Raw genomic sequence first — 17687 nt, forward strand, 5'->3', positions numbered from 1 at the left:
AAAGGAGGCAGCCATGAGCAAGCGGGCACGCAAGCGCAAAGACCGTAAGCGCGGCGGCGCAAACCACGGCAAGCGCCCCAACACCTAAGCAGTCGGCTAACAGCCCGCGCGGCTGAAGCTGCTGACGGGAGAACCCCCGCGCCCGGTTGGGCGGCGGGGGTTCTTTCGTTGGTCCCGGCGCGTTCCCTGCCGTATGGGTGCGGCAGGCCCGTTATACGGTGTCGGTTTCCCTGATGTGGCTGATCCTGTCCAGGATCCGTTCCTTCAGCGTCTGTGGTGCATGCTCCTGGCAGGAGCGCTTCACCACCGAGCGGATCAGGCACTCCAGGTTGTGTTCTTCGGCGCATTCGGGACAGCTGTCCAGATGCGCTTTGATCTCCGCTAGGTCATCGCGGGAGAGTGCGCCGTCGACGTACTCGTAGATCCGCTGCATCCGGTCGTCTTCGCAGTCGCCCAGTCCGTGGCAGTCGCTCATGTGCCGTTCTCCTGTTGTGTCCCCACCGCCGCCGCGGCGTTTTTCTTGTCCTTGGTGCCGGACATGCCACGTTCGTGCGCATAATCTGCGAGCAGTTCGCGCAGCAGTTTGCGTCCCCGGTGCAGGCGGGACATCACGGTGCCGATGGGGGTGTTCATGATTTCCGATATTTCCTTGTACGCGAAGCCCTCCACGTCCGAAAAGTAGACGGCCAGCCGGAATTCCTCCGGGATCGCCTGGAGGGCGTTCTTCACGTCCGAGTCCGGCAAGTGGTCCAGCGCCTCCGCTTCCGCCGAGCGGAGCCCGGAGGAGGTGTGCGCGGCGGCCTGGAACATCTGCCAGTCCTCGACCTGGTCCGTGTTGGACTGTTGCGGCTCGCGCTGCCGCTTCCGGTAGAGGTTGATGTACGTATTGGTCAGGATCCGGTACAGCCAGGCCTTGAGATTGGTGCCCGGCTTGTACTGGTGGAAGGCCGAAAACGCCTTGGTGTAGGCCTCCTGCACCAGGTCCTCGGCGTCGCTGGGATTGCGTGCCATCCGCATCGCCGCCGAATAGAGCTGGTCCACATACTGCATGGCGTCGCGTTCGAACCGGGCACGGCGCTGGTCGGCGGTTTCCGTCTGGACGTCGACCTCGTCCGGCTCCCCCGTTGTGGCGGGGGTGGCGCGGTCCTGGGTGGCGTCCGAATTCTCAGTCGTCATTGGCTCCCAGTCTACGCTGGGCTGCCCCGACGCCGGGGCGGACGCTGCGCCGGGAACCGGGCCTGCCCGGCCCCGTTCGGCTAGCGCTGTAGGCACAGGATCTCCCTCCGTTTCGACACCTTGCCGGCCGGAGACAATGCACCGGCCTTCCTCTCATGGCTAACCGCCGATGCCCCGCAACTATTCCCCACCGGCCGCCGCAAACGGCCCGGCGAGGTGTGCGGTGCCAACAAAAGTGCCAGACTAGTGTGCAGTGCCTCCTTCCCTGGGCCCCGGCTCCGGGAAAGGCGCAGATCCTTCGACGCACGCTGACAGCCAGGAGGCTTCCATGTCAATCGTCCGCCTTGCCGCCCGCCCGCTGCTGGCCACAAGCTTTGTAGCAACCGGCATCGACCGTCTGCGCCACACCGAGGAAACGGCGGTGTCCCTGCGGCCGCTGGTTCAGCAGGCGGAATCCGCCCTGCCTGCGGCCGGCGCCCTGGCCGGGCAGGAGAAGCTGTTGGCGCGCGCTGTCGGCGCAGCCCAGGTGGGGGCAGGCGTGCTCCTGGGCATGGGCAGGTTCTCGCGGCTCGCGGCTGCGGTGCTGGCCGGCACCACCGCGCTTAACACCGTGGTGGATTACCGCGCCGCCGACGCCGCAACGCCGGATGCCAGGCGCTCGCGCCGCACCCAGCTGCTGAAGAATCTGTCGTTGATCGGGGCGGTCCTGCTCGCCGCTGTGGATACCAATGGCCGGCCCGGCCTGGTGTGGCGGGCCGAGCACCTTGCCGCCGACGCCCGGCGCAACGTGCGCTCCATCAGCAAAGACGCGCGCCGCAATGCCGGCTCGATCGGCCACGACGCCCGGAAGCAGCTGAAGCGGGCCGAACGGGCAGTGCGCGAAGCAACGGCGGACGTGGTGGCATCCTGAACGCAATGCCCCACACTGCCACCCACTGGCCTGCCCCGTTCGCGGAGCGGCCGATCGACGCAATCGTAGAGGTTCCCGCCTCCAAGTCCCTGACCAACCGCTATCTGGTGCTCGCCGCGCTGGCCGACGGCCCGTCCCGGCTGCGCTCCCCGCTGCACTCGCGGGACACGTCCCTGATGGTGGAGGCGCTGCGCTCATTGGGAGCCGGCATCACCGAGACCGAGGGCGACGGCCGGTTCGGCCCGGATCTGCTGGTGGAACCGATCGACCCGGCGCGTCCGCTGGGCGCCGCCGGCATCGACTGCGGACTGGCCGGCACGGTCATGCGGTTCGTGCCGCCGCTGGCCGCGCTGTGCAGCGGCGCCGTGGAGTTCGACGGCGACCCGGCCGCGCGCCGCCGGCCCATGTCCCCCACCATCGACGCACTGCGCCGGCTGGGCGTGGACGTGGACGACCGCGGGCTCGGCAGCCTGCCGTTCCGCGTCACCGGCACGGGTGAAGTGGCCGGAGGCCACCTGGCGATCGATGCCAGCGCCTCCTCGCAGTTCGTTTCCGCCCTCCTGCTGGTCGGCCCCCGTTTCCGCGACGGACTGCACCTCGAGCACACCGGCGACCGCGTGCCGAGCCTGGATCACATCTCCATGACGGTGCGGCTGCTGCGGGACCTGGGCGTGAGCGTCGACGACTCCACCCCCAACCACTGGGTGGTCTCCCCGGGCCCGATCCGTGCCTTCGACACCCGGATCGAGCAGGATCTTTCCAACGCCGGCCCGTTCCTGGCCGCCGCCCTGGCCACCCGCGGACGGGTCAGGATCCCCAACTGGCCCACCGCCACCACCCAGGTGGGCGACGCCTGGCGGGACATCCTGCCCCGGCTGGGCGCCACGGTCACGCTGGAGGACGGCACCCTGACCGTCACCGGCGGCGCCTCGATCACCGGCGCCGACCTCGCCGACACCAGCGAGCTGGCGCCGACCGCGGCAGCGCTGTGCGCGTTGGCCGACGGCGAGTCCCGCCTGAGCGGCATTGCCCACCTGCGCGGCCATGAGACGGACCGCTTGGCGGCCCTGGTGGCGGAAATCAACCGGCTGGGCGGCGACGCCGAGGAGACGGAGGACGGTCTGCTGATCCGGCCCAAGCCGCTGCACGGCGGCCTGTTCCATTCCTACGAAGACCACCGCATGGCGACCGCTGGCGCCATCCTCGGCTTGGCCGTGCGCGGCGTGGAGGTCGAGGACATCGGCACCACGGCGAAGACGATGCCCGAGTTCCCGCAGCTGTGGCAGGACATGTTCACCGTTGCGCCGGCCGCCTCGGCCAGCGAGGGCTGACGGTGTCGCGCAGCACCGGCAGCTGGGACGAATCGGATGTGCGCATCCGCCCGAACAAGCGCGGTTCCCGTCCGCGCACCAAGGACCGCCCGGCCCACGAGGATGCGGAACTCGGGCGGATCGTCACCGTCGACCGCGGCCGCTACACCGCCGTCGTCGATGAGGACACTGCCCGCGAGCGCATCGTCGTCGCGGCCCGGGCCCGCGAGCTGCGCCGCACCCCGGTGGTCACCGGGGACTTCGTGGCCCTGGTCGGCGATGTCTCCGGCGAACCCGACAGCCTCGCCCGGCTGGTCCGGGTGGAGGAACGGCGCACCCTGCTGCGCCGCAGCGCCGACGACACCGATCCGGTTGAACGCGCGGTGGTGGCCAACGCCGACCAGCTGGTCATCGTGGTGGCGGCGGCGAACCCCGAACCCCGCACCGGGTTCATCGACCGGGCGCTGGTGGCCGCGTACGACGCCGGGATCCGCCCGCTGCTGTGCGTCACCAAGGCCGACCTGAAGGACCCCGCCGAGCTGCTGTCCAATTACGAGCACCTGGAGCTGCCGGTGATCGTCAGCCGCACCGCCGCTGCCGACGCCCTCGGCGTGGACACCCGCTCCGACGAGGGCCTGTCCGCGCGGCTCGATACTGAGGCCGTGGCCGCGCTGCGCGGTTATCTCGACGGCAAGGTCACCGTCACCCTCGGCCACTCGGGCGTCGGCAAGTCCACCATGGTCAATGCGCTCACCGGGGCCCAGCGCGCGACCGGCGGAGTCAACGCCGTCACCGGGCGCGGCCGGCACACGTCGTCGTCGGCCCTGGCGCTGAAGGTCCAGGACTCGCCCGCCGGCACCTGGATTATCGACACCCCGGGCATCCGTTCCTTCGGTCTGGCCTATGTGGACCCCGACCGGATCCTGTCCGCCTTCCCCGACCTGGAGCCCGGCACCGCCGACTGTCCGCGCGGCTGCAAGCATGACGCCGCCGCCGTGGGCTGCGGGCTGGACCCCTACGTGGCGGACGGCGGGGCCGGCGACGCCGGGGCGGCGAGGCTTGCGTCGCTGCGCCGCCTGCTGGGCGCCGAGGAGCGCCCCGAGGCCAAAGAACTCGGCACCGTCTAAGGGCCGCCCGCCGGGCTGCAGCTCCGCCTCCCGCGTCCGCACTTCACTTACCGATAGGTTGAAACCTATGACCCACGCTTCGCAAAGCTACAACGACGACCTGCGCCTGGCCCACGTGATGGCCGACTCCGTGGACGCGCAGACCATGGCCCGCTTCAAGGCCCTCGACCTGAAGGTCGAGACCAAGCCGGACCTGACGCCGGTCACGGACGCCGACCGTGCCGCCGAAGAGGCAATCCGCGGGCAGCTCTCCCGCTCCCGCCCGCGCGACGCCGTGCTCGGCGAAGAATTCGGCAGCAGCGGCCACGGCGCCCGCCGCTGGATCATCGACCCGATTGACGGCACCAAGAACTTTGTCCGGGGCGTACCGGTCTGGGCCACCCTGATCGCGTTGGTGGACGAGGGGCAGCCGGTGGTCGGGCTGGTCAGCGCGCCGGCACTGGGCAAGCGCTGGTGGGCCGCCAAGGGAACCGGCGCCTACACGGGACGTTCGCTGGCCACCGCGACCCGGCTCCAGGTCTCCGCCGTGGACCGGCTGGAGAACGCGTCGCTGTCCTACTCCAGCCTGGGCGGCTGGAAGGAACGCGGGAACCTGGACGACTTCCTCGGCCTGACCGAATCCGTTTGGCGCACGCGGGCCTTCGGCGATTTCTGGTCCTACTGCCTGGTGGCCGAGGGCGCCGTGGACATCGCCTGCGAACCGGAACTGAACCTCTACGACATGGCCGCCCTGGTGCCGATCGTGACCGAAGCCGGCGGGCGGTTCAGCTCGCTGGAGGGCGAAGACGGCCCGTTCGGCGGCAACGCGCTGGCCACCAACGGCCTGCTCCACGTGGAGGCCCTGCACCGCCTGAACCCCGAACTGCGCGGACAGCGCCCCGCCGGGTCGGCCGCGGCAGCGTACGACGACGAAGCCGCCGGCAGCGTCGAGGCCGCCGGCGAGGGCCGCTAGCACGCCGCCGCACGAGGAGCACCACGTGGCACACAGCGGCCCCCGGATGGACGATGAGCAGCGGCGCGCCTACGCCAACACCTTCCAGCAGGGCGGCGAACACTACGACCGCATCCGTCCCGGCTACCCCGACGACGCCGTCGACTGGCTGCTGCCGGCCGGCGCGCGGGGCGCCGCCGACGTGGGAGCCGGCACCGGAAAGTACACCGCCGCCCTGGCCGCCCGCGGGCTGCGGGTGGTTGCGGTGGATCCCTCTGCGGACATGCTCGCGCAGCTGGAGCGGAACCTCCCGGGCGTGGCCACCGTGGTGGGCACCGCCGAGGATACCGGCCTCCCCGACGCCGGCATGGACGTGGTCACCGTGGCCCAGGCCTGGCACTGGACCGATCCGCTGCGGGCAAGCACCGAAGTCGCGCGCATCCTCAAGCCCGGCGGGACCCTGGGCCTGGTGTGGAACCAGTTGGATACCGGCGTGCCGTGGGTGCACCGGCTCTCGCGCATCATGCATGCCGGCGACGTGCTCAAGCCCGGTTTCCGCCCCCGCGTCGGCCCGGAGTTCGGCCCGCCGGAAGGGCACGAGACCCGGTGGCTGGACCGGCTCAGCACCGGCGACGTGATGGAGCTGGTCAAAACGCGCAGCTACTACCTGCGCGCGGCGGAGGCCACCCGGGCGAAGGTCCTGGGCAACCTCGACTGGTACCTGCACGACCACCTGGGCCACTCCCCCGGGGCCATGATCGACCTGCCCTACCTGACCCACAGCTGGCGGGCGAGAAAGATCTGACCCCGGTCCCCGGACATTTTCCTCCCGCGCTTGTTTTGAGGCTGGCCGTCCTGCAAAATTTAGGCATGCCGAAACTTTGCGCGAGGGGGTTCCTGCTAGCCGTTGCCTTCGTGCTGGCCGCCACCGGCTGTGCCGCGCCGCCGGAGTCCGCCGCCGCCTCGGAGCGGCCGCTGGTGCTGACCACCTTCACCGTGCTGGCCGACATGGCCGACACGATCGGCGGCGGCCACGTGGAGGTCGCGTCCATCACCAAGGTCGGCGCGGAAATCCACGGCTACCAGCCCACGCCGTCGGACCTGGTGCGGGCCCAGGACGCGGACCTGATCCTGGACAACGGGCTGGGCCTCGAACGCTGGTTCGCACGGTTCCTGCATGCCGTCCCGGCCCCGCACGTGGTCCTCAGCGACGGCGTGGAGCCGGTGGGCATCACCGCCGGGAATTATGCGGGCAAGCCGAACCCGCACGCGTGGATGTCCCCGAAGGCGGCGAAGGTGTACGTGGACAACATCGTGGACGCCTTCAGCCGCCTGCTGCCCGCACACGCCGCCGACTTTCGCCGCAACGGCGCGGAATACCATCGGGAGCTGGACGTGCTGATGGCCGGCCTGGAGTCGGCCTTCGCCGATCCGTCGGCCGTTCCGGCCCTGGTCAGCTGTGAAGGCGCCTTCTCCTACCTGGCCCGCGACGCCGGGCTGCGTGAGGCCTATCTCTGGCCGGTGAACTCCGACGCCGAGGGCACGCCCCGGCAAATCAAGGACGTGATCGGCCAGGTCGCCGAACATCGGATCCCGGCGGTGTTCTGCGAATCGACCGTCAATCCGGAATCGATGCAGCAGGTCGCCGCCGCCACCGGCGCCCGCCTCATCACGCCGTTGTACGTGGACTCCCTCTCCGGACCGGATGGCCCAGTGCCCACCCACCTGGAGCTGATCCGGCACGACATCTCCCTGATCAAGGAAGGACTGGCCCCGTGAGCACCCCCCACCTCCCGCCCGGCGCCGCCGCCATCTCCGTCCTCGGCCTCACCGTGGCCTACAACGACGTCGTCGCCCTGGACCGCGTTTCCGTTACGGTGGCGCCGGGAACCATCTGCGGGCTGATCGGGGTCAACGGCTCCGGGAAGTCCACGCTGTTCAAGTCGCTGATGGGACTGGTCCCCCCGGCGTCGGGCACGGTGGAACTGTTTGGGCTGTCGCCCCGGCAGGCGAGGAAGCTGAACCTGGCCAGCTACGTGCCGCAGTCCGAAGACGTCGACTGGACTTTTCCGGTCTCCGTGCGCGACGTCGTGATGATGGGCCGTTACGGTCGGCTCGGACCGATGCGCCGCCCCCGCCGGCCCGACCGGGAGGCGGTTGACGCAGCCCTGGAACGCACCGGCCTGCGCCACCTGCAGCACCGGCAGATCGGCGAACTCTCCGGCGGCCAGCGCAAGCGCGCCTTCGTGGCCCGCGGCACAGCTCAGCACGCCGGCCTGCTGCTGCTCGATGAGCCCTTCGCCGGGGTGGACAAGGCCTCCGAGGCGGTCCTGATCGCCCTGCTGAAGGAACTGCGCGACGAGGGCAGGACGATCCTGATCTCCACCCACGACCTGGCCGGCATCCCGCAGCTGTGCGACGAGGCCATCCTGCTGCACCAGAGAATACTCGCGCACGGCCGGCCGGCAGACGTGCTCACCAACGAGAACCTGGCCCTGGCCTTCGGCTCAGCGCTGGCCGGTCCCGGGGAAGGAACACGCAGTGGAGCTGTTTAACTGGCTGCTGGAACCCCTGCAGTACGGGTTCCTGACCCGCGCCCTGGTGGTAACGCTGGCCGCCTCCGTCGTGTCGGCGGTGCTGTCCTGCTGGCTGATCCTGATGGGCTGGTCGCTGATGGGCGATGCGGTCTCCCACGCCGTGCTCCCCGGCGTCGCGCTGGCTTACATCGTCGGGGTGCCGTTCTCGCTGGGCGCGTTCATCTTCGGCGCCGCGGCGGTGGCGCTGATCGGCGGCGTGCGATCCTCCACCCGCCTGAAGGGCGACACCGTGATCGGCGTGGTGTTCACGGCGTTTTTCGCGGCCGGTCTGGCCATCATCTCCAAGACGCCCAGCCAGACCGACCTGCAGCACATCCTCTTCGGCAACGTGCTGGGCGTCAGCGACGGCGAACTGCTGCAGGTGCTCATCCTCGGCGCCGTGGCGCTGTGCGTGCTGCTGTTCAAGCGCCGCGACCTGACGCTGTTCGCCTTCGACCGCATCCACGCCCACGCCATCGGGCTCAGCACCCGCTGGCTGTCGGTGCTGCTGCTCGGGCTGCTGGCGATCACCGTCGTCGTCGGGCTGCAGGCGGTCGGCATCGTGCTGGTGGTGGCCATGCTCATCACCCCGGGGGCGACCGCGTTCCTGTTGACCCGCAGGTTCGATGCCATGCTGGCGATTGCCGCCTCCGTCACCGCAGCCGCCTCGGTCGCCGGCATCTACGCCAGCTACTACCTGGACGTCGCCACCGGCGCGGCGGTGGTCCTGGCCCAGGCCCTGGTCTTCCTCGTGGTCTACCTGGGCGCGCCGCGGACCGGGGTAATCTGGCAGTTGGCCCGGCGCCGCGCAGGGGCGGGCTCCCCCGCGCAGCCCGGCTCCGGCGCCGCCGCCGCCAACCTGCCGTCCTGACAGACGTTCGACGAGAGAGTGAGACGCATGCCCCCGGCCAGGAAAACCGCGCTGAGCAGCGGCTCGTCCAGCGTGCAGGACTACGTCAAGGTCATCTACGCCTTCACCGAGTGGCAGGACAAGCCCATCACCTCCTCGCAGCTGGCCGGCCGGCTCGGGGTGGCCAACTCCTCGGTCTCCGAGATGGTGCGCAAGCTGGTGGAGCTGCAGCTGGTGGACCACCGGCCGTACAGCGCCATCGAACTGACCGACGCCGGCCGCCGGCTGGCCCTGACCATGGTCCGCCGGCACCGGGTCCTGGAGACCTTCCTCGTGCAGGAACTCGGCTATGCCTGGGACGAAGTCCACGACGAGGCCGAGCTGCTCGAACACACCGTCTCCGACATGTTTATCGACCGGATGGCGGCCAAGCTGGGCCACCCGCAGCGCGATCCGCACGGCGACCCCATCCCCGCGGCGGACGGCACCGTCCACGTCCCCAGCGCGGTGCAGCTGGAAGAGCTCGACGGCGGACACACCGGCCGGATCACCCGGATCAGCGACGCCGATGCCGACCTCCTGCGCTTCTTCAGCGCCGAGCGGATCGGACTCGACGACCGCGTGGAGGTGGTCGGCCGGCGCCCCTTCGGCGGTGCGCTGGTGGTCCGGTTCGGCCCGGACGGGGCGGCCCGGGAGCTGGATTTGGGCGACCAGGCCGCCGCCGCCCTGTGGGTGCACGGCGATCCGCATCCCGGCTGCCGGCTCGCTTCGTGAGCACGACGCCGCGCGCGCGGCTTCGCATCGCGGCGGCTCCGTCCGCGCTGCCGGGCCCGGGCGCCTGGGCCGCCGTCGCCGTCGGCGGCTTCGCGGGCGCCGAGGCGCGCTACCTGCTCGGCGTCGCCTTCCCTGAAGACGGCCCCATCCCGTGGACCACGCTGGCCATCAACGTGGTCGGCAGCCTGCTGCTGGGCGTCCTCACGGCCCTCTGGACCGAACGTCCCGGCACCGCATTCTGGCTCCGGGCAGCGCTGGGCCCGGGGCTGCTCGCCTCGTTCACCACGTTCTCCGCCGTTGCGCTGGCCGTCGACCAGTTGGCGGCGCAGGGCCGCCACGCCGACTGGCTGCTGTATCTGGGCCTGTCCCTGGCCGCGGGGCTGGCCGCCGCCGTCGCCGGGCTGCACGCCGGCCGCAAGCTGGGCCGCCGGACCACCCGGGCGGCCGCCGCGTGACGGCGCTGCTCGTCGGGCTGTTCGGCGCCGCCGGAGCCCTGCTGCGCTTCGCCGCCGACACCTGGCTCGCCCGCCTGCAGGCCGCCCGCCGGCGGCCGGAGCAGCACTGGCCCTGGGCCACCCTGCTGGTCAATGTCACCGGGTCGTTTATCCTCGGGCTCGTCGCCGGCGGCGTGGTGGGCCAGGAGCCGGGCCCGGCGGAAACGTGGCGCCTGGCCGAGCCTTGGCGACTGGCGCTGGCCAGCGGCCTGGCCGGCGGACTGACCACTTTCAGTTCCTTCACCGTCGCCACGGTTAAGCTGTGGGCAGAGCGCCGCACACGGGCCGCCGTCGTCAATCTTGCGGCCAACCTGCTGCTGGGCACCGGCGCCGCCGCGCTCGGACTCGGGGCGGCCGCCCTCGCCGCGGCGCCGTCCTGAAGCATTCGGACGCCTGCCCTGACGGCGTCCCGGCGGGCCGGGGGCGGCCCCGGCCGCGAGCATAACCGCCTGCCGATCGGTTAGGCTCGGCTTGTCCGAGCGTCGGCAGAAGAAAGGTGCCCCATGGCAACTCTGGGAATTGAGGAAGAATACCTGCTGCTGGATCCGGCCACCGGCTTACCCGCCCCGGTGGCGGACACGGTCGCCGAAAACCTGGAAGGCTCGGTGCAAGTAGCCAGGGATGAGATCCAGCGCGAGTTGCTCACTTGCCAGATTGAAACTGCCACCGCGGTCTGCTCCACGCTCACCGAGGCCGAGGAGTCACTGCTCAACTTCCGCCGCGAGCTCGATGCCGCCGCCCGGAAGACCGGCGTGCGCGCAGCGGCCACCGGCACGGCCCCGCGGATCCAGGACGACTACCCCGAGGTCACGGACAAGGAGCGCTACCACCAGCTCAAGGCCAGCGCGAAGGGCATCGTGGCCGACCAGTTCGTCAACGGCCAGCACGTGCATGTGTCCGTCCCCGACAAGGAGGCCGGAGTGCAGGCCTTGAACCGGATCAGGCCGTGGCTGCCGGCGGTGGTGGCGCTGGGCGCCAACTCACCTTACTGGCTGGACCGGGACAGCGGGTTCGGCAGCTGGCGGATCGTCCACTACCGCCGCTGGCCCATCCAGGGCTGCGCGCCGGTGTTCCGCGACGCGGCGGACTACGAGCGCCGGATCCAGCGCCTCGTCGACTCCGGCGTGGTCATCGACCGCGGCGTCATCACGTGGCTGGCACGGCTGTCCGACCGCTACCCCACGCTGGAAGTCCGTGCCGCCGACGTGCAGCTCGAGGCCCAGGACTCCGTGCTGATCGCGGCGGTTGTTCGCGGACTGATCTCCACGGTGCTGACCGATGAGGCTTCCTCCCGGTCCTTCCTGCAGCCCGAGCCGGAGCTTCTGGACGCCGCCGTCTGGCAGGCCGGACGGCAGGGCCTGTCCGACCGGTTGGTGGATCCAGAGTCCGGCGTGCTGCTGCCGGCGCGGGATGTGGTGGGCATGCTGCTGCGCTACATTCGGCCCGCCCTCGAGGAAGAGGGCGACTCGGCGTGGGTGGATGCCAGCATCGAACGGCTTTTCGCCACGGGCACCGGCGCCGACCGGCAGCGCAGGGCCATGGAATCCGGCGGGCTGCCGGCGCTGATGGACCTGTATGCCTCGTCCCTGACCGCGGAGCCGTAGCCCGGGGCGCACTGGTCCTCCGGCGCACTGGTCCTCAGACGGGCGGCGGGCTTTCCGGCCCCGACCTGCCGCCCGCCGCAGCCGGCGGCGCGAGCAGAGGTGCCATGAGGTTCATGATCCTGGCCGAAGGCTCCACCCCATATTCCTTGCGGAGCCGGGACCTGAAGGCCTCGAACGCCCGCAGCGCCTGGGCATGGTTGCCCTCGGCGATCTGGGCCTGAAGCAACAGCCGCTGCGCGCTTTCGCGCAGCGGCTCAAGGGCGATGGCGATTCCCGCTGCGTCCGTAGCCCGGTCGATCTCGCCGCGCTCCAGGTACTGGCCGGCGAGGCGTTCCAGGGCCTTCAGCCTCAGCTGCCTCCACCGTTCCTGCTCGGCCATGACCCAATCCTCATACCATCCGGGCAGCAGTTCGGCCGTGCGCAGCAGGTCGAGCATGGCCGGCCGCTGGCGGACCCCGCGGCCCCCGTCGAGGGCGGCCAGTCGCCGGCGGACTTCGTGGACGTCCACGCTGACGTCCGGCGCGAGTGCCAGCGGATCCCTGCTCTCTTCCAGCAGTCCAGGCAGCTGGTGGGAAATCATCCAGATCGCCTCCCGCAGGCTGCCCGCCGCCTGCCTCTCCGAACTGTCCGGCCACAGCAGGCCGGCCAGAAACGCGCGTGGCTCGCTGCCATGAAGGGCCAGGGCGGCAATCAGGCGCTGCTGCCGGATGGTGACCCTGACGGGAACTTTTCCCTGGCGGATCTGCCATCCGCCCAAGAGTTGGACCTCCCACAGGCGTTCTGTCGCCTTCATTTCCGTGCCCTCCCCCAAGGGCATAAATGGCCACCGAGCCACTGCCCCGCTTCTCCCCGATTCCAGCTTCCCACCGTGTGCAACGTTGTCAACGCGGAGAAAGCATGCATCCGGAAACGGATCTGACGGCCGTCACGCGATGACGCCGCGGTGACGGCGGACCGGGCGCCGGCGGGCTTCGGCCGCGGATGGGAACCGATCCCTCAGACCCGTTGCGGCCGATGCCGTGGCCTCTCGTCGGTGGCAGTCCGCCCGGTAACGCGCGCGTAACACCGGACGTCGTCCAATTTGTTAAGGGCCCGTCGTCGGCACCTTAATCGACACTACTGCCCAACCCCATTGTCGGCTCCCGAGGCGAGGAGGACTGCCATGGCACATGCGCACTTCCCCGCGTCCGCCCGGGAGACGCACGCCGCCTGCGGCTTCCTGGTACAGGTTGTCCGGTCACCAGGACAGCGGGAAGCGGCATGAGCGCTCCGGCAGGGCGCAGGGCCCGGCGGCGCCTGACCGAGACAGGCCACCGGCCGAAATCCTCCGGCCCCACCGGGGCCGCCAGCACCATCCTCACCGGCGCCCCCGGCAATGGAAGGGTACGTTGGCACGACGGGGACAGGCTGGAACGGCTCTTCGAGGACCGCTGCGACGAACTGCGGCGCGACGGCGAGGGGGGACGGCTCGCCGTCGACGGCGTCGGGTCGTCGCTGACCTACGATCAACTCGACGCCCGGGCGAACCAGCTTGCGCGGTACCTGATCTCGCGCGGCACGCGGGCGGGCGACCGGATCGCGCTGCTCTTTGACCAGCCAACCCGGTCCTACACGGCCATCCTGGCGGTATTGAAGGCCGGTGCCGCCTATGTCCCGCTCGACGCCGGCTACCCCTCCGACCGTCTCGCCTACATTGTCGAGGATGCCGGCGTGAGGCTTGTCCTGTCGCTGTCCCACCTTCGTGACCGGATGCCCCCAACGGGTGCGACCATCCTCTGCCTCGACGAGGAGGACCCGCTGGTGGCCGTGCAGGATTCCTCGCGCCTGCCCCGGGGAGAACAGGCGGGGCCCCCGGGCGATCTGGCCTACATCATCTACACCTCCGGCTCGACAGGCCGCCCCAAGGGTGTGGCCATCGACCATCCCAGCATCTGCAACTTCGTGCTCGTGGCAGCCGAAGCCTACGGCTATCAGCCGACGGACCGCGTCTACCAAGGGATGACGATCGCCTTCGACTTTTCGGTGGAGGAGATCTGGGTCCCGTGGATGGTGGGTGCAACCCTGGTGCCCAAGCCCGGCGGCGTCAGCCTGCTTGGCATGGAACTGGGCCAGTTCCTGCGGGACCAGCGGGTGAGCGCCATGTGCTGCGTTCCAACGCTGCTGGCCACCCTCGACGAGGACCTGCCCGACCTGCGGTTCCTATTGGTCTCCGGCGAGGCCTGTCCGCGTGACCTCATCACCCGATGGCACCGTCCCGGCCGTAGATTCCTGAATGTCTACGGTCCAACGGAGGCAACCGTCACTGCGACCTGGGACGCGGTCCATCCGGACAAACCGGTGACTCTGGGCACTCCCCTGCCAACGTACTCGGTGGTGATCCTTGATCCGGATGAACCGCGAGCGCTGCCGCCGGGAGAACTGGGCGAAATCGGGATCGCCGGGATCGGGCTGGCCCGCGGATACATCAACCGCGACGACCTGACCGAGCGGGCCTTCATGCATGACTTCCTTGGCATCGATAACAATCCCTCGGGCCGGATCTACCGCTCGGGCGACCTGGGGCGGTTCACCGAGAGTGGAACCATCGAGTACCACGGCCGGATCGATACGCAGGTCAAAGTCCGCGGTTACCGCATCGAACTTACCGAAATCGAGTCCGTCCTGCTGCAGGTGCCCGGCATCGCCCAGGCGGTAGTGAGCACCTACGAGCCAGCCCCCGGACTCGTCGAGCTGGTTGCCTACTACACGCTGCGCCAGGACACCGCGGCGGTCGACGAGGCAAGCATCGCCGAAAAACTGAGCGAGACCCTGCCCGGCTACATGGTCCCGGCCTACCTCGAACGCTGCACCGAAATCCCCGTCATGCCCAGCGGCAAGGCCGACCGGAAGAAGCTGCCGCAGCCCAGCAAACCCCGGCTCACCGGCGGCACTCACGAGTACAGCGCACCGGTAACGGAGGCAGAGGAAATACTGGCCGGTTGCCTCGCGGGGGTTCTGGGGGTGGAGAAAGTCTCCGCCACGGCACACTTTTTCAACGATCTCGGCGCCAATTCGCTGCTCATGGCCGGTTTTTCGGCCGCCGTCCGGCGCCGGGCCGCGCTGCCGCCGGTGGCCATGCAGGACATCTACCAGCATCCGACCGTCCGCAGGCTCGCCGTCGTCCTCTCGGCTGCGCAGGCCGCGGCCGAGCTGTCAGGACCCGGGACGGACGAGACGGAGCCGGCCCTGCGGCCGTCGCCCAGCGCGCTCCGGCACATCTTGTGCGGCGTGGCGCAGCTGATGTTCTTCCTGGGCTACACGACCTACGCTGCCTCTTTGCTCGTCATGTCGTTCGTTTGGGTTTCCGAAGGAACCAGCCTGATCGACATGTGGCTGCGATCAGTCGGACTCGGCGCCGCCATGTTCCTGCTACTGTCCATCACTCCGATTGTCCTGAAATGGATCATGGTAGGCCGCTGGAAGCGTCAGGACATCCCCCTGTGGAGCTGGGCCTACATCCGGTTCTGGGTCGTCAAAACGCTCAACCGGAGCAACCCCCTCGTCTTGTTCGTCGGCTCGCCCCTTTACGTTCTCTACCTCCGGGCGCTCGGGGCAAAGATCGGCAAGGGCGTCGCCATTTTCTCCCGCATGGTGCCCGTGTGCACCGATCTGGTCAGCATCGGCGACGGCACGGTCATCCACAAGAATTCATTCTTCCTCGCCTATCGCGCCCGCAGCGGCGTCATCGAAACGGGCACGGTAACGCTGGGCCGCGATGTCCTGGTGTCGCAAAAGACGACGCTGGACATCGACACGGCCATGGGCGACGGCGCTCAGCTGGGCCATGCGTCCTCGCTGCAGACGGGCCAGGCGATACCGGACGGTCAGCACTGGCACGGCTCCCCCGCGGTCCCAACGGAAACGAACTACCTCAGGGTTCCGCCGGTACGCTGCAGCACCCGCCGCAGGGTCGTTTTCACGCTGTTGCAGCTATTCAACCGGCTGGTCCTGGTCGCGCCGGTCGGGCTCATCGGCCTGTCAGCACTGCTGCCGCCCTACCTGGACAGCGAACACCTGAAAATGGACAATCCGTTCTTCTACCTCGACACCCTGCTCATCACCCTGACTTTGTTCCTTGCCTCCTTCTTCGGCGGCCTCATCGCGGTCCTGGCCATCCCCCGGCTCCTGAACCTCGCCCTCAAGCCGGACAAGGTCTACCCGCTGTACGGCGTGCATTTCACGCTCCAGCGGATGGTTGCCGGGATGACGAACGTCAAGCTGTACAAGGATGTTTTCGGCGACAGCTCGTACATCGTGCACTACCTGAAGGCACTGGGCTACGACCTCGGCAAGAAGGTGGAGCAGACAGGGTCGAACTTCGGCCCCGAGGTGTCTCACGATTCGCCCTACCTGAATACCATCGGATACGGGACCATGGTCTCCGACGGCCTGAACATGATGAATGCCGATTACTCGAGCACCTCGTTCCGGCTGTCCCGTGTCAGGATCGCGGGCCGCAACTTCCTGGGAAACGACCTCACCTTCCCCCTCGAGGCCCGGGTTGGCGAGAACGTTTTGTTGGCAACCAAGGTCATGATCCCGATCGACGGCCCGGTCCGGGAGAATACCGGCTTGCTGGGATCCCCGCCGTTCGAGATTCCGCGCTCCGTTCAGCGGGACGGCCGGTTCGATGAACTCAAGATCGAAGAGGCGAAGAACCGGCGCCTGCCGGCCAAGAACCGCCACAATATCGGGTCCATGGGAATCTTCCTCGGTGTGCGCTGGTTCCTGTTCTTCTCCGGAACACTCATCGCCGCAGCCTCCGCAACAATCTACGATGAATTCGGCGCGTTGGCGGTAGCCCTTGGAACGTTGGGCTTCGTTATATACCTCGTCCTGCTGACTGTCCTCGTCGAGCGCCTGGTGATGGGCTTCCGCAGGCTGAAGCCGCAGTACTGCTCGATCTACGACCCGTACTTCTGGCACCACGAACGTCTGTGGAAGATGCTCGCAACCCCACCCTTTAACGGCACGCCCTTCAAATCAATCGTCTGGAGGATGCTCGGCGTCAAGGTGGGCAAGCGTCTCTACGACGCCGGCTGCAACATCCCCGAGAAAACACTTGTCTCAATCGGCGACGACTGCGCCTTGAACGAAGGCACAGCCCTTCAAGGCCACTCGATGGAAGACGGTACATTCAAGTCGGACTACATCGCGGTGGGAAACCGGTGTTCCTTCGGCGTCGAGTCCTTCGTCAATTACGGCGCAAGGGTAGGCGACGGCGTCTCACTCGAGGCCGACTCGTTGCTCATGAAGGGAGAAGACGTGCCGGAAAACGCCATCTATGCCGGCAACCCGGCCCGTGACACGACGGACACCGCCAGACCCAGGCGGTTGACCGGCGCGGCGCAGGGTTGATGAAGTAAACGGGCGCGGACCAGTGCGCCCCGGCGCGGGCGCACGGCACGAAGTTGCTGCAGCCGGACTCACGGTCCATGGTGGTAGGTGATGATTACCAGACGCGAAGCAGCCCAGTTCCTCGATATTCCCCCGGAGATGGCGAAACGCCACGGGATCCCCTCCCGCATATCCGAGGAGGAACTCGCCGCGATGGACGCTAACCCACCGGCATGGCTGGCCCAGTCGCGCGCCAACCGCACGGGCAAGCGGCCTGTCTGGACAGCGCTGCAGTGCAGCATTTGCGGCTCTACCGAGTCTGCCCGGCCGAAGAAATGGTGGCCCGAATTCACCTATGTCTACTGCCGGCACCATGATCCCGGGGAGCTGCCCGCGCCGCCCGCGGGATGGGTCCGCAGCGAGTATGACGGCATCGGCACCAGGTTCACCGGAATCGTCGACGTGGCGCTTCCCGGCGACTGACCCCTGGGGGCGGGCGACCGGCTGGGCGAGAGGTTAAGAAGAAAGCCGATTCGCCACCGGTTCCGGCGCCGGACCC

The 17687-nt window shown here is 69.0% G+C and carries 18 protein-coding genes; 15 read left to right on the forward strand and 3 right to left on the reverse strand.

Annotated features, from left to right (window positions below; all coding sequences use genetic code 11):
• Positions 1-13 precede the first annotated feature (13 nt).
• Entirely contained in the window at positions 14-88 is a 75-nt protein-coding gene (locus AC5RVZ_RS18540) for a 50S ribosomal protein bL37 (RefSeq protein ID WP_370664980.1), read from the forward strand.
• A gap of 123 nt (positions 89-211) precedes the next feature.
• Here the strand turns inward: AC5RVZ_RS18540 and rsrA are convergent, their stop codons facing one another.
• Together rsrA and AC5RVZ_RS18550 are read right to left on the reverse strand one after the other, a co-directional pair.
• Positions 212-475: a mycothiol system anti-sigma-R factor gene (gene rsrA, locus AC5RVZ_RS18545; RefSeq protein WP_493979048.1), complete on the reverse strand. Its 264-nt coding sequence runs from the start codon at positions 473-475 to the stop codon at positions 212-214.
• Positions 472-1176: a sigma-70 family RNA polymerase sigma factor gene (locus tag AC5RVZ_RS18550; RefSeq protein ID WP_494067211.1), complete on the reverse strand. Its 705-nt coding sequence runs from the start codon at positions 1174-1176 to the stop codon at positions 472-474. The genes rsrA and AC5RVZ_RS18550 overlap by 4 nt, the downstream gene beginning before the upstream one ends.
• Before the next feature lie 328 nt (positions 1177-1504).
• Between AC5RVZ_RS18550 and AC5RVZ_RS18555 the strand changes: the two genes are divergently transcribed.
• The 12 genes from AC5RVZ_RS18555 (at position 1505) to AC5RVZ_RS18610 (ending at position 11752) form a co-directional block, all read left to right on the forward strand.
• Positions 1505-2086 carry a DoxX family protein gene (locus tag AC5RVZ_RS18555; protein WP_494067212.1) on the forward strand — a complete coding sequence of 194 codons (582 nt, stop codon included), beginning with the start codon at positions 1505-1507 and terminating at the stop codon, positions 2084-2086.
• Positions 2087-2091: 5 nt separating this feature from the next.
• Complete coding sequence (gene aroA / locus AC5RVZ_RS18560) at positions 2092-3417, forward strand: 3-phosphoshikimate 1-carboxyvinyltransferase (protein ID WP_494067213.1); 1326 nt, start codon at positions 2092-2094, stop codon at positions 3415-3417.
• A 2-nt stretch (positions 3418-3419) separates the two neighbouring features.
• Positions 3420-4523: a ribosome small subunit-dependent GTPase A gene (gene rsgA / locus AC5RVZ_RS18565; RefSeq protein ID WP_494067214.1), complete on the forward strand. Its 1104-nt coding sequence runs from the start codon at positions 3420-3422 to the stop codon at positions 4521-4523.
• A gap of 67 nt (positions 4524-4590) precedes the next feature.
• Complete coding sequence (hisN, locus tag AC5RVZ_RS18570; protein ID WP_494025617.1) at positions 4591-5475, forward strand: histidinol-phosphatase; 885 nt, start codon at positions 4591-4593, stop codon at positions 5473-5475.
• A gap of 25 nt (positions 5476-5500) precedes the next feature.
• A complete protein-coding gene (locus AC5RVZ_RS18575; protein ID WP_494067215.1) occupies positions 5501-6259 on the forward strand; it encodes a class I SAM-dependent methyltransferase in 759 nt (252 codons plus the stop codon).
• 65 nt (positions 6260-6324) lie between these two features.
• Entirely contained in the window at positions 6325-7233 is a 909-nt protein-coding gene (locus AC5RVZ_RS18580) for a metal ABC transporter substrate-binding protein (RefSeq protein ID WP_494067216.1), read from the forward strand.
• Positions 7230-8009, forward strand: coding sequence for a metal ABC transporter ATP-binding protein (locus tag AC5RVZ_RS18585; protein ID WP_494067217.1), 780 nt, complete (start codon positions 7230-7232; stop codon positions 8007-8009). Before AC5RVZ_RS18580 ends, AC5RVZ_RS18585 begins: the two co-directional genes overlap by 4 nt.
• Entirely contained in the window at positions 7996-8901 is a 906-nt protein-coding gene (locus AC5RVZ_RS18590) for a metal ABC transporter permease (RefSeq protein WP_494067218.1), read from the forward strand. Before AC5RVZ_RS18585 ends, AC5RVZ_RS18590 begins: the two co-directional genes overlap by 14 nt.
• Positions 8902-8928: 27 nt before the next feature.
• On the forward strand, positions 8929-9654 hold the full coding sequence (locus tag AC5RVZ_RS18595) for a metal-dependent transcriptional regulator (protein ID WP_494067219.1): 726 nt from the start codon (positions 8929-8931) through the stop codon (positions 9652-9654).
• On the forward strand, positions 9651-10109 hold the full coding sequence (locus AC5RVZ_RS18600) for a fluoride efflux transporter FluC (protein WP_494067220.1): 459 nt from the start codon (positions 9651-9653) through the stop codon (positions 10107-10109). The genes AC5RVZ_RS18595 and AC5RVZ_RS18600 overlap by 4 nt, the downstream gene beginning before the upstream one ends.
• On the forward strand, positions 10106-10528 hold the full coding sequence (locus AC5RVZ_RS18605; protein ID WP_494067221.1) for a fluoride efflux transporter FluC: 423 nt from the start codon (positions 10106-10108) through the stop codon (positions 10526-10528). The genes AC5RVZ_RS18600 and AC5RVZ_RS18605 overlap by 4 nt, the downstream gene beginning before the upstream one ends.
• 123 nt (positions 10529-10651) lie before the next feature.
• Positions 10652-11752, forward strand: a complete 1101-nt coding sequence (locus tag AC5RVZ_RS18610) for a carboxylate-amine ligase (RefSeq protein ID WP_494067222.1) — start codon at positions 10652-10654, stop codon at positions 11750-11752.
• Between the two features lie 34 nt (positions 11753-11786).
• Here the strand turns inward: AC5RVZ_RS18610 and AC5RVZ_RS18615 are convergent, their stop codons facing one another.
• Positions 11787-12545 carry an AfsR/SARP family transcriptional regulator gene (locus tag AC5RVZ_RS18615; RefSeq protein WP_494067223.1) on the reverse strand — a complete coding sequence of 253 codons (759 nt, stop codon included), beginning with the start codon at positions 12543-12545 and terminating at the stop codon, positions 11787-11789.
• Positions 12546-13192: 647 nt separating this feature from the next.
• Between AC5RVZ_RS18615 and AC5RVZ_RS18620 the strand changes: the two genes are divergently transcribed.
• Positions 13193-17149, forward strand: coding sequence for a Pls/PosA family non-ribosomal peptide synthetase (locus AC5RVZ_RS18620; protein ID WP_494067559.1), 3957 nt, complete (start codon positions 13193-13195; stop codon positions 17147-17149).
• A 90-nt stretch (positions 17150-17239) separates the two neighbouring features.
• Complete coding sequence (locus AC5RVZ_RS18625) at positions 17240-17611, forward strand: hypothetical protein (RefSeq protein WP_494067224.1); 372 nt, start codon at positions 17240-17242, stop codon at positions 17609-17611.
• The last annotated feature ends 76 nt before the right edge of the window (positions 17612-17687 follow it).

The organism is Arthrobacter sp. Cza30 (assembly GCF_059090765.1).

What these genes read in the sequence shown, in the direction of transcription:
- rsrA (WP_493979048.1), bottom strand. Translation starts at nt 475, where the DNA reads ATGAGCGACTGCCACGGACTGGGCGACTGCGAAGACGACCGGATGCAG.
- AC5RVZ_RS18550 (WP_494067211.1), bottom strand. Translation starts at nt 1,176, where the DNA reads ATGACGACTGAGAATTCGGACGCCACCCAGGACCGCGCCACCCCCGCC.
- AC5RVZ_RS18555 (WP_494067212.1), top strand. Translation starts at nt 1,505, where the DNA reads ATGTCAATCGTCCGCCTTGCCGCCCGCCCGCTGCTGGCCACAAGCTTT.
- aroA (WP_494067213.1), top strand. Translation starts at nt 2,092, where the DNA reads ATGCCCCACACTGCCACCCACTGGCCTGCCCCGTTCGCGGAGCGGCCG.
- hisN (WP_494025617.1), top strand. Translation starts at nt 4,591, where the DNA reads ATGACCCACGCTTCGCAAAGCTACAACGACGACCTGCGCCTGGCCCAC.
- AC5RVZ_RS18580 (WP_494067216.1), top strand. Translation starts at nt 6,325, where the DNA reads ATGCCGAAACTTTGCGCGAGGGGGTTCCTGCTAGCCGTTGCCTTCGTG.
- AC5RVZ_RS18595 (WP_494067219.1), top strand. Translation starts at nt 8,929, where the DNA reads ATGCCCCCGGCCAGGAAAACCGCGCTGAGCAGCGGCTCGTCCAGCGTG.
- AC5RVZ_RS18610 (WP_494067222.1), top strand. Translation starts at nt 10,652, where the DNA reads ATGGCAACTCTGGGAATTGAGGAAGAATACCTGCTGCTGGATCCGGCC.
- AC5RVZ_RS18615 (WP_494067223.1), bottom strand. Translation starts at nt 12,545, where the DNA reads ATGAAGGCGACAGAACGCCTGTGGGAGGTCCAACTCTTGGGCGGATGG.
- AC5RVZ_RS18625 (WP_494067224.1), top strand. Translation starts at nt 17,240, where the DNA reads ATGATTACCAGACGCGAAGCAGCCCAGTTCCTCGATATTCCCCCGGAG.